The following is a 14905-nucleotide window of genomic DNA, read 5'->3' as shown; positions in this document are numbered from 1 at the left end:
TCGTCCTCCCAAAACGAATTGGTCGGTGACAGCTTGGCAGGCGTTGGGTAATCCGCAAGTCAGGAGGCCCCAATGAACACCGAAGACGTCCTCGAAGAATTCCGCGCCTCGGGCGCTCTGCGCGAAGGACACTTCGTGCTGTCCAGCGGGCTGCACTCCGGCACCTTCCTGCAGAAGAATCTGGTCTTCCAGTATCCGGAGCGCACCGAGCGGCTCTGCAAGGCGCTGGCGGCCAAGATTGTCGAGGCGGTGGGCGAGGTCGATCTCTGCATTTCACCGGCGGTCGGCGGCATCATCCCGGGCTATGAGACCGCCCGTCATCTGGGCGTGCCGTCGATGTACGTCGAGCGTGAAGGCGGCTCGTTCAAGCTGCGCCGCGCCTTCTCGATCCCGCCCGGCGCGCGGATCGCCATGGTCGAGGACATCGTCTCCACCGGCCTGTCGTCGCGCGAATGCGTCGAGGCGATCAAGGCGGCCGGCGGCAATGTCGTGGTCGCGGCCTGCATCGTTGACCGCTCTGGCGGCCGGGCCGATCCGGGTGCGCCGTTCGTGGCCTTGGCCCGCCTGGACGTGCCGGCCTATCCCGCCGATCAGCTGCCGCCGGAACTGGCGGCCATCCCGATCGAGGACCCCGGCAGCCGTCGCTTGCACGGGTGATTTCCAGGCCGCGCGCGCCTATTTCCAGATCAGTCCGCCATCGCGGCGATAGTGGAGTAACCAGATGAGCCGACTGCGCTTAGGGGTGAATATCGACCACGTGGCGACCATCCGGAACGCGCGTGGGAGCACCTATCCCGATCCCGTCCGGGCGGCCGAACTGGCTATCGCGGCCGGCGCCGACGGCATCACCGCTCACTTGCGCGAAGATCGCCGGCATATATCCGACGCCGATATAGAGGCGCTGGCGGTGATCACCCGCAAGCGCGGCCGGCCGCTGAATTTCGAGATGGCGGTTACGGCCGAGATGGAGGCGATCGCCCTGGCCCACCTGCCGCACGCCGCCTGCCTGGTGCCCGAGCGGCGCGAGGAACGCACGACCGAGGGCGGCCTCGACGTCGCCGGTGGTCACAATCACATCGCGCCAGTGGTTCGCAAGCTGGTGGACGCGGGCGTTCGGGTCTCCTGCTTCATCGACGCCGATCCGGCCCAGGCCGCCGCGTCGCAGGCGATGGGCGCCCAGGTGGTTGAGCTGCATACCGGCGCCTATTGCGACGCGGTACGCGAAGGCTCGTCCGACGCCGGGCGGCTGCTCGCCAATCTGAAGACCACCGCCGCCGAAGCCGCGCGCCTGGGCCTTGAAGTCCACGCCGGCCACGGGATCGACTATGAGACGGTCAAGGCGGTCGCCGAGATTCCCGAACTGGCCGAGCTCAACATCGGTCACTTCCTGATCGGCGAGGCGATCTTCGTCGGCCTGACGCCCGCCATCCAACGCATGCGCAGCCTGATGGATCAGGCCCGGATCGGGAGAGCGGCTTGATCGTCGGGATCGGCTCGGATCTCTCCGATATCCGCCGTGTCGCCGACACGCTGACGCGTTTCGGCGAGCGCTTCACCAATCGCATCTTCACCGAGATCGAACGCACCCGGTCGGAACGCAAGCCGGACCGCGCCTCAAGCTACGCCAAGCGCTTCGCGGCCAAGGAAGCTTGCGCCAAGGCGCTCGGCACCGGCATGCGGGCCGGAGTGTTCTGGCGCGACATGGGCGTCGTCAACATGCGCTCGGGCCAGCCCACCATGGCGCTGACCGGTGGGGCGCTGAAGCGGTTGGAAGCCATGACGCCCCCGGGCCACAAGGCGGTGATCCACCTGTCGCTGACCGACGACCACCCCTACGCCCAGGCGTTCGTGATCATCGAGGCGTTGCCGGAATAGGCCCCTTTGGCTAGGCCCGGGCCAAGCGCCGTTCGAGGGTCGGCCAGAAGATGTTGATGGCCAGGCCGCTCATCACCAGACCCGCGGCCAGCAGCTTCCAGGGCGGCAGGCTCTCGCCGAGCCAGATCGCCGAAGCGCCCATCCCGAACACCGGCACCAGCATCGCCATGGGCGTGATCACCGCGGCCGGGTGGCGTGACAGCAGCCAGCCCCAGGCGGCGTAGCCGAAGAGGGTGTTGCCGACCGACTGCCACAGGACTGCGGCCCAGGTCGCGGTGTCGGCGGCGCGCACGCCCTGGATGATCGCCTGCGGTCCCTCAAAGACGAGGGCCAGGATGAGCAGCGGCGGAACCGAGAACAGGCTGGCCCAAACCACATAGGCCAGCATGTTGACCTTGCCGGCGGCCTTGGAGAAGGCGTTGCCGCCGGCCCAGCTCGCCGCGGCGATCAGCACAAGGGCGAGGCCGAGCGGCGTCACCGAGGCGTCGGTGTGGGCGACGATGACCACCAGTCCCACCGCCGCAAGCCCCAGGGCGACTAGTTGGAAGCTGCGGATGCGTTCCTTGGCCAGCCACATGGCTAGGCCGATGGTGAAGAACACCTGGGTCTGCACGACCAGCGAAGCCAGGCCCGGCGAAATGAAGCCGCTCATCGCAATGTAGAGAAGGCCAAACTGCCCCGCACCGATCAGCACGCCATAGGCCGCTAGATTGCGCCAAGGCACGTCGGGCTTCTTCAGGAAGAACACGGCCGGCAGCAGGGCGAAGGTAAAGCGCAGCGCCGCGAAGGTGAGCGGCGGCAGATGGTCCAGGCCGATCCGGATGACCACGAAGTTCGTGCCCCACACCGCCACGACGGCGATCGCGAGGAGGACATGCAGCCAGGGGAGGGTGGATCGAGTCATGGCGCTACCTCATAGACCCTGTAAGCTCCGCTGCAATCGCGCCGAGGGTCGGATCGCCTTCTTCTTGGCGCCGGGCGTCACCTGCGCCTTTACGGCGCGTGACACAGAGTTCACGGGCGGCGCGCTTGCTCCCAGCGTATGCAGCGTCTAGCTAGGCAAAATGTCCGTCAGTTTCGGACAAATCGCAGGACCCATGATGACCGACAGCGCAAAGACCTCGGATGCTCCGGACAAATCCGGCGCCATGAACGAGTTCGTGGAGATCGTGAAAACGGTCGCCTACGCCCTGCTTATCGCGCTGTTCCTGCGCGTGCTGTTCTTCCAGCCCTTCACGATCCCGTCGGCCTCGATGGAGCCGACGCTGCTCGAGGGCGACTACATCATCGTCTCCAAATATTCCTACGGCTACTCGCGCCACTCGATCCCGTTCAGCCCGCCGATCTTCGATGGCCGGCTCATGGAGCGCGTCCCTAACCGCGGCGACGTGATCGTCTTCAAGCTGCCGCGCGACGGCCGCACCGACTACATCAAGCGCCTGATCGGCCTGCCCGGCGACCGGGTGCAGATGCGTGAAGGCCGCTTGTGGATCAACGACAAGGAAGTTCCGCGCGAGGCGTTGCCGCCGGTGATGATCGATTCCGGCTACGGCTTCACGCGTAACGTCCAGCGCTACAAGGAAACCTTCCCAAATGGTCGCCAGTTCGTGACCTATGACTTCGGTCCGGATGGCGAGGTGGACAACACCCAGACCTTCGTCGTCCCTGAAGGCCACTACTTCTTTATGGGCGACAACCGCGACAACTCGCTCGACAGTAGAGTGCCTTCCGAGATGGGCGTCGGCTTCGTGCCCGCCGAGAATCTGGTCGGCAAGGCGCAGATCATTCTGCTGTCCTGGAATCCCGGCGCATCGCTCTTCAAGCCCTGGACCTGGGTGCTCAACGCCCGGCCTGAGCGTTTCTTCACCGTCCTTCAATGAACAAGCGCGAAGCAGCGGTCGCCGAGCTTGAGGGCCGGATCGGCCACACTTTTCAGGACCGCGAGCTTCTGGAACGCACCCTGACCCACGCCAGCGTGGGAGACGGGGCGTTGAAGGTGCGCCACTACGAGCGGCTGGAGTTCCTGGGCGACCGGGTGCTCAACCTGCTCGCGGCCGAACGCCTGATGGCGCTCAATCCAGATGCGCGCGAAGGCGAAATGAGCCGGCTCATGGCTGGGCTCGTGAACTATCACGCCTGCGCCCGGGTCGCGCGGCGGATCGGCCTGCCCAACGCCCTGCGGATGGCGGCCAGCGCCACCAAGATCGGGGCTCGCGACAAGGACACCGTTCTGGGCGACGCCTGCGAGGCGCTGATCGGCGCGCTCTATATCGACGATGGGCTGGAGGCCGCCCGGGCCTTCTTCCTGGAGTTCTGGACCGAGGAATTCGCCCGCCTGGACGAACCGCGGATCAAGGATCCGAAGACCCAGTTGCAGGAATGGGCCCAGGGACGTGGTATGGCTCTTCCAGCCTACAAGGTCGTGGGCCGTGAAGGCCCCGATCACGCGCCCTCGTTCACCGTCTCGGTGACTGTCGGCGATTACGAGCCCGAGCTTGCCCCGGGGCCGTCCCGCCAAGAGGCCGAAAAAGCCGCGGCCCTGAAAATGTTGTTGAAACGAGAAGGACCTCTATGACCACCCGCGCCGGCTTCGCCGCGATCATCGGAGCCCCGAATGCGGGGAAGTCGACTCTGACCAACCGTCTGGTGGGGGCCAAGGTCTCCATCGTGACTCAGAAGGTCCAGACCACCCGTTTCCCCGTACGTGGCGTGGCCATGGCCGGTGAGACCCAGATCATTCTCGTCGACACTCCCGGTATCTTCGCGCCGCGCCGGCGCCTGGACCGCGCCATGGTCCGCTCCGCCTGGGGCGGGGCCGAAGAAGCCGACACCATCGTTCACCTGGTCGATTCCGTCGCCGAGCTGGCGTCCGCTGAACCGGGCGCGAAATCGGCCGACAAGCGTTCGGCCATTGACGTCGCCTCGATCGTTGAAGGTCTGCAGCGGTCCGGCAAGAAGGCCATCCTCGCGCTCAACAAGATCGACGGCATGCGCCGCGACACGTTGCTCGCCCTGGCCCAGCGCCTGTTCGAGACCGGGGTCTATTCCGAGGTGTTCATGATCTCGGCCGCTGACGGCCAGGGCGTGGATGACTTGAAGGCTAGGCTGGCCCAACTGATGCCGGAGAGCCCCTGGCTCTATCCGGAGGAACAGACCGCCGACCTGCCGGTGCGCCTGCTGGCCGCCGAGATCACGCGCGAGAAGCTGTTCCTGCGGGTTCACGAGGAGCTGCCCTATGCGGCGGCCGTCGAAACCACCGCCTTCGAGGAGCGCAAGGACGGCTCGGTGCGGATCGAACAGTCGATCTACGTCGAGCGCGAGAGCCAGCGCCCGATCATCCTGGGCAAGAACGGCCAGACCCTGAAGTGGATCGGCCAGAAGTCCCGCGAAGAACTGACCGAACTGCTTGAGCGCCCCGTGCACCTGTTCCTGCACGTGAAGGTCGACGAACGCTGGGCCGACAAGCGCGAGTTCTACGGCGACGTGGGCCTGGACTTCGACGTCTGAGCCCATAGGTAGGCGATATGATCGACCTCGACGCCTATTTCGCCCGCATCGGCTATGACGGGCCGCGCACGCCCACGCTTGAAACCCTGCGTGCGCTGCATCTGCTGCATCCGGCCGCGATCCCCTTCGAGGCGATCGACGTCCTGCTGGATCGGGGGATTGACCTGGACCCGGCCGCGGTCGACGCCAAGCTGATCACGGCGGAAAGGGGCGGCTACTGTTACGAGCAGAACGGCCTCTTCAAGCGTGTCCTGCTGGCGCTGGGCTTCGAGGTCGAGGGCCTGATCGCCCGCGTCCAATGGGGGGCGCCGGCGGAAGCGTCGCCGCGTGCCCGCACCCACATGGGGTTGTGGGTCACCATCGACGACGAGCCCTGGTACGCCGATGTCGGCTTCGGCGGGCTGGTCCTGACCGCACCGCTGAAATTCGGGATCATCGAGCCGCAGCCGACCCCGCATGAGACGTTCCGCATGGTTCCCGAGGGCGAAGACATCGCGCTCCAGGCGCTCATCGGCGAGGTCTGGACGCCGGTCTATCAACTGTCCCGCGAGGTCCAGCTGGACGTCGACTATGACCTGCCCAACTGGTTTACCGCGACCCATCCGAGCTCGCACTTCCGGCACAATCTGATGGTCTCGCGGACCACGCCGCAGGCCCGCTACAATCTGCTCCACAACCGCCTGACCATCCGCAAGACTGATGGAACGGTCGAGCGGCGGCTGCTCGCCGCCGATGAGATTGGCGGGGTTCTCGCCGAGACCTTCGGCCTTTCGGTTCAGCCCGACTGGACGCCGCTGTTCGAACGCGCCGTCGCGGCGGGCGGATGATGGGGCGTTCCGCTCGTGGAATTTGAGGACGACGCCTATGTGCTGTCGGCCCGGGTTCATGGGGAGACCGGCGCCATCGTCGAACTGCTGACCGCCCACCACGGCAAGTGGGCCGCTCACGTGGCCGGCGGGGCGTCGCGGCGCATGAAGCCCCTTCTGCAGGCTGGCGCGCGGACCATCGTTCACTATCGGGCCAGGGTTTCCGATCAGCTTGGGTCAGCGCAGCTCGAGCCGGTGGGGGAGGGACCCGCGGCCTTGTTTGACGACCCTATGGCCTTGGCCGGCCTATCGGCGGCCGCGGCGGTCGCCGCCGCCGCCCTGCCGGAGCGAGAGCCGCATCCGGGCGCGTTCCTGGCGTTCGAGGCGCTGAGCTCGGCCCTGCTGATGCCCGACATCTGGCCGGCGGTGTTCGTGCGGTTCGAGGCCGGGCTGTTGCAGGACCTGGGCTTTGGTCTCGATCTCTCGAAGTGCGCCGCCACTGGCTCCCTCGACGACCTGGTCTATGTCAGCCCACGGACCGGCCGGGCCGTCAGCCGGACAGCCGGCGAGCCTTATAAGGACAGGCTCCTGGCCTTGCCGCCGTTCATGCTGTCTTCGCAGGGCGGGCTATCGCCGGGCGATGTGCGCGCCGGTCTCGATCTGACAGCGCACTTCCTGGAGCTGTTCGTGTTTGGCCCGTTGAACCGCCCGCTGCCGCCGGCGCGGGTCTGGCTGGTGGACCGGTTGACCGACGCCCAGCGCCTCTAGGACGTGATCTGGGCGGGCGGATCCTCGCCTTGGCTCGCGTCGTTCGGGGGCGGGTGCAACTGCACCCATTCCATGAACAGCACATAGCCCACCGCCAACACCACGGGCCCGACGAACAGGCCGAGCATGCCGTCGGCCAGCAGCCCCCCGATCACCCCGACCAGGATGACCGGCATTGGAACCTCCAGCCCGCGTCCGAGCATCAGGGGCTTGAGGGCGCTGTCGCTGAAGCCGGCGATCAGGGTCCAGGCCGTGAAGATGACGGCGGGGACCGTATCCTTGGTGACGAAGACGTAGACGACCACCGGCAAGATCAGCAGCGCAGCCGGCACCTGCACGATTCCAAAGAACAGGGCGATCACCATCAGCAGACCCGCGCCCGGGAGGCCGATCGCGAAGAAGCCGACGCCGAGCAGGATAGCCTGGATCGCGGCCACGCCGACGACCCCGATGGCGACCCCGCGCACGGTCGCGGCGGTGAGAGCGGTGAGCCGGGGCCCGCGGCCTCCATTGCCGGTCATGAACTCCAGCAGGTGCTCGGCGAAGGCGGCCGCGCCTCTGCCATAGGCGAGAAGCACGGCGGCGATCGCGAAGGAAAGCACGAACGATAGCTCGTCCACCGCCAGCCGCGCAGCGAACGAGGCCAGCCACGTGGCCGGGCCGCTCAGCTTTCCAGCATATTTCTGAACCGCGCTGGGGACGTCCGTGAGGATCAGCACCCAGGTCTCTGACAGCTTTTCACCGACCAGCGGCAGGTCGGCGAGCCGAGGCGGCGGGGCCGGCATGGTCAGGCTGTGGTTCTCCAGTCCGGAGATCAGCCAGTGGACTGACGAGGCGAGAGAGGCGGCGACGAGGGCGACCGGGATCAGGGTCACCACGACTCCGACAACGCCGATCAATACCGCCGACCCGCGATTTCCGACCCGGGAGGCCAGTCGCACATGCAGGGGGTGCAGCATCACCGCCAACACCATCGACCAGGCGAGTATGCCGGCGAAGGGCAGCACGATCCGCGCGCAGGCGTAGATCAGCAGGCCCAGCAGCCCGATCTGAATGACAGTGTCGACCATCTTCGCGCGCGAAGGCGGATCGACGGGATTGGGCGCCGGCGGGTCCATCTGCTTGTCCCCTCTGGGCGCAGCTTAGGGCGCTTTACTTCGCCCAGGAAGCTAGGGTGTCTGCCCAGGGCGAGGCATAGTTGGCCGCCATCGCTCAGCGCGGTTGCGTCCTGTGCGATGAGAGTCCATGCGTCGCGGCGACTTCCGCTGCGGCGCCCGCTAGAAGTGGACTGAACTCCGAGTTTGATTCGACATGACCAAGCACATCCCTCCGCCGGGTGACGGCGACGGCGACCGCATTATCGACGAACCGCTGACCGAGGCCCTGTCTCGGCGCTACCTCGCCTATGCGCTCTCCACCATCACCGGCCGCGCTCTGCCTGACGTCCGCGACGGGATGAAACCCGTCCACCGCCGGTTGATGTACGCCATGCGCCAGCTTCGGCTGGACCCGAACACCACGGCCAAGAAGTGCGCCCGCGTGGTCGGCGACGTGATCGGTAAGTATCACCCGCACGGGGACGTGGCGGTCTATGAGGCGTTGGTCCGCCTGGCCCAGGATTTCGCTCAGCGCTATCCGCTGGTCGATGGCCAGGGGAACTTCGGCAATATCGACGGCGATAACGCCGCGGCCATGCGGTACACCGAGTGCAAGCTCACCGTCGCCGCGCAGTTGCTGCTCGACGGGATCGATGAGAACGCGGTCGACTTCCGCCCGACCTATGACGGTGAAGATGAAGAGCCGGTGGTGCTGCCGGCCGGCTTCCCCAACCTGCTGGCCAACGGCTCCAGCGGCATCGCCGTGGGCATGGCGACCTCGATCCCGCCGCACAACGCCGCTGAACTGATCGACGCCTGCCTGGTGCTGCTGGAAGACCCGAACGCCGACACCGCGCGGTTGATGCAGCACGTCCAGGGGCCAGACTTCCCGACCGGCGGCGTGATCGTCGAGCCGCGCGAAAGCATGCTGGAAACCTACGCCACTGGGCGCGGGGGCATCCGGGTGCGGGCGCTATGGGAAAAGGAAGAGACCGGTCGCGGTACCTACCAGATCGTCGTCACCGAGATCCCCTATCAGGTGAAGAAGGCTGATCTGGTCGAGCAGCTGGCCGACCTGATCGAGACCAAGAAAGCCCCGCTGCTGGGCGATGTTCGTGATGAGAGCGCCGAGGACGTGCGCCTGGTCATCGAACCGAAGAACCGCAACGTCGAGCCCGAAGTGCTGATGGAGAGCCTGTTCAAGCTCTCGGCGCTGGAGACGCGTTTCCCGGTCAATATGAACGTGCTGGACGCCCGCGGTTCGCCCGGCGTCATGGGGCTGCGGCAGGCGCTGCGCGCCTTCCTTGATCACCGCCGTGAAGTGCTGGTCCGCCGGGCCCGCTTCCGACTGGATAAGATCGAAGCCCGTCTGCACATCTTGGACGGCTTGGTCATCGCCTTCCTCAATCTGGACGAGGTGATCCGCATCGTCCGCTACGAGGACGAGCCCAAGGCCAAGTTGATCGAGGCTTTCGAGCTTTCCGACATCCAGGCCGACGCCATCCTCAACACCCGGCTGCGCCAACTGGCCAAGCTGGAGGAGATGGAGCTTCGCCGCGAGCACGCCGAATTGGCCGAGGAACGCGCCGGGCTGCTGAAGATGCTGGCCTCGGAGCCCGCCCAGTGGAAGCTGGTCGGCGTGGGCCTGAAGGACGTGCGCGCGATCCTGGGCCCCGACACCAAGCTGGGCAAGCGCCGCTCGATCTTCGACACCGCCCCGGTGGTGGACGCCGAAGCCGCCATCGAGGCGATGATCGTGCGCGAGCCGATCACCGTCATCCTGTCCGAGCGCGGCTGGATCCGCGCCGCCAAGGGCAAGGTCGAAGACCCGTCGGAACTGAAGTTCAAGGAAGGCGACAAGCTCGGCCTGATCGTGCCGGCCGAGACCACTGACAAGCTGCTGATCTTCGCTTCGGATGGCCGGTTCTTCACCATCGGCTGCGACAAGCTTCCCGGCGCGCGCGGTCATGGCGAACCGCTGCGTCTGATGCTCGACCTCGACGACAAGACCGACATCATCGACATGTTCCCGCACAAGCCGGGCACCAAGCGCGTAATCGCGTCCAAGGAGGGCTACGGCTTTATCCTGCCGGAGGAGGAGGCGATCAGCTTCCGCCGCGCGGGCAAGCAGGTGCTGAACGCTGGGACCAAGGGCGCGGCCTTCGCCATGCCGGTCGCCGGCGACCACCTGGGCGTGATCGGCGACAACGGCAAGGTGCTGATCTTCCCGCTGGCCGAACTGCCGGAAATGCCGCGCGGCAAGGGTGTGAAGCTGCAGAGCTACCGCGAGGGCGGCCTTCGCGACGCGATCGTCTTCAACGCTCTGGACGGGGCGACCTGGATCGATTCGGCTGGCCGCACCCGTGTCTGGGGCGAATGGCGAGACTGGTTGGCCAAGCGCGCCGCCGCCGGCAAGCTGGCGCCCAAGGGTTTCCCGACCAGCAAGCGTTTCAAGCCTAAGTAGCCGTCATCGCGTCTTGCGGGCGCCTAAGGCGCCGCTAAGCTCCACCTCAACAACAAATGGGGGGAAGCGTATGACGCGCAGGATGCATCTGCTTGCGAGCGCCTTGGCGGCGGTGTCGATCGGTCTGGCCACGGCGCCAGCCGCTCATGCCCAGGCCAAGGCTGCGGCGCTGGCGCCCGCCGCCAGCCCTGAGGCGGTCGGCTTCGACAGCCAGCGTCTGAAACGCCTCGACGCCGCGATGGCGAAGGCGGTGGCCGATGGCCGGGTGGCGGGGATGACCACGCTGCTGGCGCGGCACGGCAAGGTCGTGGCCTTCAATACCTACGGCAAGGCCAGCCTGGAAACCGGCCAGCCGATGCCGAAGGACGAGATCTTCCGCATCTATTCAATGACCAAGCCGATCACCGGCGTGGCCATGATGATCCTGTTCGAAGAGGGCAGGTGGAAGCTCGATGATCCGGTCACCAAGTATATTCCGGAGTTCAAGGATCTGAAGGTCTGGAAGGGTGTCGACGCCAAGGGCCAGCCGATCCTTGAGGCTGTCCGTCGCCCGCCGACCATGCGCGAGCTGATGAGCCACACGGCCGGTTTCGGCTATGGGCTGAGCGACAAGCATCCGGTCGACCAGATGTTCCGCGAACAGCGGGTACTGGGCTCGAGCAGCCTTCAGGAAATGACCACCAAGGTCGCCGCCATTCCGCTGATCTATCAGCCGGGAGAGCAATGGAGCTATTCGGTCGCCGTCGATCTCCAGGGCCATATCGTCGAGAAGTTGTCGGGCCAGACTCTGGGGGAGTTCTTCGAGAGCCGCATCTTCAAGCCGCTGAAAATGACGGACACAGCCTTCAGCACCGGCCAGGCGAAGGCTCCGCGGTTGGCGGCGGTCTATATCGGCAACCAGGAGACCGGGAAGATCGAGGAGGCCAAGACGCTGTTCGGCTCTCCTGTGCCGAGCTTCGTCAGCAAGCCCGGCATGGAATCGGGCGGCGGCGGCCTAGTCTCGACCACGAGCGACTACGCCCGGTTCGCCCAGATGATCGTCAACGGAGGCGAGTTGGGCGGCGTGCGTATCCTGGCGCCCGCCACCGTCGAACTGATGGGGACCAACGTCATTCCCGAAGCGGCGCTGGTATCTTCGAACGGCTCGGTGAGCAACAGCTTCAATCAACATGTCGGCTTTGGTCTCGACTTCATGGTGGTCAATGATCCGCGCAAGGCTGGAACCCTGGAGGGGAAGGGCACGATGAGCTGGGGCGGCGCGGCCGGCACCTGGTTCTGGGCCGACCCGACCAACGACGTGGTCTTCGTCGGCATGATCCAGCGCTATGGCGGGACCGGCGGTGGTGATCTGGGCGCCCTCAGTCGGACCTTGGTCTACCAAGCCCTGACCAACCCGGCGAAGTAGGCGCAGCAGTCACACAGAGTTCCTCTCCTTCGCGAGAGGTTAGGTGAGGGGCGATGCGCGGCGGCGCATCGCCTGGCGGCATCGTTGCGGGTCGGCCAGCCTTGCCTTGACTTTCCGGCCCCCACATGCGGTCTTCCGCGCCTCATTTTCAGCCGTTTGCGACTCCAAAATGCACGCCTACCGCAGCCATACCGCGGGCGCTCTTCGCGCCGCCGACACGGGTAAGACCGTCCGCCTTTCGGGCTGGATCCACCGTAAGCGTGACCATGGCGGTCTGGTCTTCATCGACCTGCGCGACCACTACGGCCTGACCCAGCTGGTGATCAGCCCCGAGACCCCCGGTTTTGCGACGGTCGAGCGCCTGCGCGCCGAGAGCGTGATCCGTATCGACGGCGACGTCGTGGCCCGTTCGCCGGAGACCGTGAACGCCAACCTGCCGACCGGCGAGGTCGAGGTGCGCGTGCGGACGGTCGAAGTGCTTTCGGAAGCCGCCGAGCTGCCGCTGCCGGTCTTCGGCGAGCCGGAATACCCAGAAGAGCTGCGGCTAAAGCACCGCTATCTCGACCTGCGCCGCGAGACCCTGCACAAGAACATCGTGCTGCGTTCGAAGGTCATCCACTCGATCCGCAACCGGATGATCGCCCAGGACTTCCTGGAATATCAGACGCCGATCCTGACGGCCTCCTCGCCGGAAGGCGCGCGGGACTTCCTGGTGCCTTCGCGTCTGCACCCGTCGAAATTCTATGCGCTGCCGCAGGCGCCCCAGCAGTTCAAGCAACTGCTGATGGTCGCCGGTTTCGACCGCTACTTCCAGATCGCGCCCTGCTTCCGCGATGAGGACCTGCGCGCTGACCGCAGCCTCGAATTCTACCAGCTCGACGTCGAGATGAGCTTCGTCACCCAGGAAGACGTGTTCGCGGCGATCGAGCCGGTGATGCACGGCGTCTTTGAAGAGTTCGGTGAAGGCAAGACCGTCACCCCGTACCCGTTCCCGCGTATTCCGTATCGGGAGTCGATCTCCAAGTACGGCAGCGACAAGCCCGACCTGCGCAACCCGCTGGTCATGCAGGACGTGTCCGAGCGCTTCCGCGGCGGCGGCTTTGGCCTGTTCGCCCGCATTCTGGAAGACAGCAAGAACGCCGTCTGGGCGATCCCGGCGCCGAAGGGCGGCAGCCGCGCGTTCTGCGACCGCATGAACAGCTGGGCGCAGGGCGAGGGCCAGCCTGGCCTCGGCTATATCTTCTGGAGCGAAGACCAGGGCGCCTGGGGCGGCCCGATCGCCAAGAACCTGGGGGCTGAGGGCACGGACGCGGTCATGGGCCAGCTGGGCCTGGGACGCGGGGACGCGGCCTTCTTCGTCGCCGGCGATCCGAAGGTCTTCTACAAGTTCGCCGGTTCGGCTCGGACCAAGGTCGGCACGGACCTGAACCTGATCGACGAGACCCGCTTCGAGTTCGTCTGGATCGTTGACTTCCCGATGTACGAGATGAACGAGGAGTCGAACCACGTCGACTTCTCGCACAACCCATTCTCGATGCCGCAGGGCGAATTGGAAGCGCTGGAGACCAAGGATCCCTTGGACATCCTGGCCTACCAGTACGACATCGTCTGCAATGGCTATGAGCTGTGCTCCGGCGCGATCCGGAACCACCGCCCGGACCTGATGCTGAAGGCTTTCGAGATCGCCGGCTACGGCCCCGAAGTCGTCGAGGAAGAGTTCGGCGGCATGCTGAACGCCTTCCGCCATGGCGCGCCGCCGCACGGTGGTCTGGCCCCCGGCATCGACCGCATCGTCATGCTGCTGGCCGGCCAGACGGCGATCCGCGAAGTCATCGCCTTCCCGCTGAACCAGCAGGGTCAGGACCTGTTGATGAACGCGCCGTCAGAGGTGCTGGAAAAGCAGCTCAAGGAACTGCACATCCGCGTCGCTCCCCCGATCAAGGTCTAGGGGCGAGCAGCTATTACGGCTGGGCGGCTCCTCTCCGGGGCCGCCTGCGCCTAGTCTACGGCGACGAGATAGCGTGGCGCAGCCGGCGGGGCGGGGGCTTTCGGCGGCGCTGGCGCGGCGTAACGGACACGCCCCCCGCCACGGCAGCTCTTGGCGATGAGGCCCGACGGGACCCTGGTTGCGGTGTCGGCGCAGGCTTCGTCCAATTGGTCCTGGTCCAGCCCCCGTACCCGCGACAGATCCACGCCGGTGATATTGGCCGATTGCAGGCTGGCGCCGCGGAAGTCGGACCCGGCGAACGTCGCGCCAGTCAGGTTCGCCGCGCTTAGGTCGGCGTCGCGGAACGAGGCGTTTTCAAACGCACCGGCGGTGAAGGTCGCGCTGGTCAGCACCGAGTCGCGGAAGTTGGCGCCGCGCGCATTGGTCTTGCTGAAATTGGCGGCCACCATGTCGGCAGCTTGAAGCCGCGCGTCGGTCAGGGTGGCGCGCGAGAAGTTCGAGCCGGCCGCCTGAGCGTCGCGCATGTCGACGCGGGCAAGGTTGGCCGAGCCGAAATTGACCCCATTGGCCTCGACGGACCGAAGGCGCGCGTCGGTCAGGATGGCGCGGCCGAAGTTCGACCCCACCATCTGAGCGTCGGACAGATCGGCTCGCGAGAGATCTGCGCCAGAAAAATTGGCGCCCATGAAGCGGGCGTCGCGCAGATCAGAGCCGACCAGGGCCGCGCCGGCGAAGTTCGCGCCCACGAACTGGGCGCCGTTGAGCTTGCGGCCGGAGAGTTCGCACTTGGCGCACGCGCCGCCGAACGACACCATCCGCGCCACGTCCTTGTCGCCCATGCTCGCGTTCGCGGCGGCGGGGGCGAGCGCCGAGGCGGCGCCGAGCAGGGCGGTTAGGGTCAAGGCGAAGCGGCGCAAGCGCGGTGTCATGGCTCGGGGCGTAGGGTCCATGCTCGGAGATGTGCCCCCGGCGCCGCGCAAGCGCTACTTAATTCGCGGTAATTGTCAGCAGCTTAGCTGTACTCGCACGCGGCAA

At 66.3% G+C, this 14905-nt stretch carries 14 protein-coding genes; 11 read left to right on the top strand and 3 right to left on the bottom strand.

Annotated features, from left to right (window positions below):
- Positions 1–72 precede the first annotated feature (72 nt).
- The 3 genes from pyrE to acpS all read left to right on the top strand — a co-directional run bounded on the left by pyrE (position 73) and on the right by acpS (position 1875).
- The gene (gene pyrE / locus Q8M13_RS03925) at positions 73–657 is read left to right on the top strand and encodes an orotate phosphoribosyltransferase (RefSeq protein ID WP_304812370.1); all 585 of its coding nucleotides are present in this window, start codon (positions 73–75) and stop codon (positions 655–657) included.
- A gap of 64 nt (positions 658–721) precedes the next feature.
- Positions 722–1480, top strand: coding sequence for a pyridoxine 5'-phosphate synthase (locus Q8M13_RS03920; protein WP_305298341.1), 759 nt, complete (start codon positions 722–724; stop codon positions 1478–1480).
- A complete protein-coding gene (gene acpS, locus Q8M13_RS03915; protein ID WP_305298339.1) occupies positions 1477–1875 on the top strand; it encodes a holo-ACP synthase in 399 nt (132 codons plus the stop codon). The genes Q8M13_RS03920 and acpS overlap by 4 nt, the downstream gene beginning before the upstream one ends.
- Before the next feature lie 10 nt (positions 1876–1885).
- Here acpS and Q8M13_RS03910 read toward each other — a convergent pair whose 3' ends face one another.
- Positions 1886–2779, bottom strand: coding sequence for an EamA family transporter (locus Q8M13_RS03910; RefSeq protein ID WP_305298338.1), 894 nt, complete (start codon positions 2777–2779; stop codon positions 1886–1888).
- Between the two features lie 196 nt (positions 2780–2975).
- Between Q8M13_RS03910 and lepB the strand changes: the two genes are divergently transcribed.
- Genes lepB through recO form a run of 5 tightly spaced genes read left to right on the top strand, consistent with a single transcriptional unit; the run spans position 2976 to position 6956 of the window.
- Positions 2976–3755 (top strand): signal peptidase I, encoded by a 780-nt coding sequence (lepB, locus tag Q8M13_RS03905; protein ID WP_305298337.1) that lies wholly within the window; start codon positions 2976–2978, stop codon positions 3753–3755.
- Positions 3752–4450 (top strand): ribonuclease III, encoded by a 699-nt coding sequence (rnc, locus tag Q8M13_RS03900; RefSeq protein WP_305298336.1) that lies wholly within the window; start codon positions 3752–3754, stop codon positions 4448–4450. The genes lepB and rnc overlap by 4 nt, the downstream gene beginning before the upstream one ends.
- Positions 4447–5382, top strand: coding sequence for a GTPase Era (era, locus tag Q8M13_RS03895; protein WP_305298335.1), 936 nt, complete (start codon positions 4447–4449; stop codon positions 5380–5382). The genes rnc and era overlap by 4 nt, the downstream gene beginning before the upstream one ends.
- Before the next feature lie 17 nt (positions 5383–5399).
- Positions 5400–6209, top strand: a complete 810-nt coding sequence (locus tag Q8M13_RS03890) for an arylamine N-acetyltransferase (protein ID WP_305298334.1) — start codon at positions 5400–5402, stop codon at positions 6207–6209.
- Between the two features lie 15 nt (positions 6210–6224).
- Entirely contained in the window at positions 6225–6956 is a 732-nt protein-coding gene (recO, locus tag Q8M13_RS03885) for a DNA repair protein RecO (protein ID WP_305298333.1), read from the top strand.
- Here recO and Q8M13_RS03880 read toward each other — a convergent pair.
- Positions 6953–8074, bottom strand: coding sequence for an AI-2E family transporter (locus tag Q8M13_RS03880; RefSeq protein WP_305298332.1), 1122 nt, complete (start codon positions 8072–8074; stop codon positions 6953–6955). The two genes, recO and Q8M13_RS03880, sit on opposite strands and share 4 nt — an antisense overlap.
- 193 nt (positions 8075–8267) lie before the next feature.
- Between Q8M13_RS03880 and parC the strand changes: the two genes are divergently transcribed.
- The 3 genes from parC to aspS all read left to right on the top strand — a co-directional run bounded on the left by parC (position 8268) and on the right by aspS (position 13870).
- Positions 8268–10517: a DNA topoisomerase IV subunit A gene (parC, locus tag Q8M13_RS03875; RefSeq protein WP_305298331.1), complete on the top strand. Its 2250-nt coding sequence runs from the start codon at positions 8268–8270 to the stop codon at positions 10515–10517.
- Positions 10518–10587: 70 nt separating this feature from the next.
- Positions 10588–11922 carry a serine hydrolase gene (locus Q8M13_RS03870; RefSeq protein WP_305298330.1) on the top strand — a complete coding sequence of 445 codons (1335 nt, stop codon included), beginning with the start codon at positions 10588–10590 and terminating at the stop codon, positions 11920–11922.
- 169 nt (positions 11923–12091) lie between these two features.
- The gene (gene aspS / locus Q8M13_RS03865) at positions 12092–13870 is read left to right on the top strand and encodes an aspartate--tRNA ligase (RefSeq protein ID WP_305298329.1); all 1779 of its coding nucleotides are present in this window, start codon (positions 12092–12094) and stop codon (positions 13868–13870) included.
- 50 nt (positions 13871–13920) lie between these two features.
- On the opposite strand, the gene Q8M13_RS03860 is transcribed toward aspS, so the two are convergent.
- A complete protein-coding gene (locus tag Q8M13_RS03860) occupies positions 13921–14799 on the bottom strand; it encodes a pentapeptide repeat-containing protein (RefSeq protein ID WP_305298328.1) in 879 nt (292 codons plus the stop codon).
- Between the last annotated feature and the right edge of the window lie 106 nt (positions 14800–14905).

The organism is Phenylobacterium sp. (assembly GCF_030681155.1).
In the GTDB taxonomy this organism is placed as follows: domain Bacteria; phylum Pseudomonadota; class Alphaproteobacteria; order Caulobacterales; family Caulobacteraceae; genus Phenylobacterium.
This window is presented reverse-complemented; position numbering and strand designations above follow the sequence as displayed.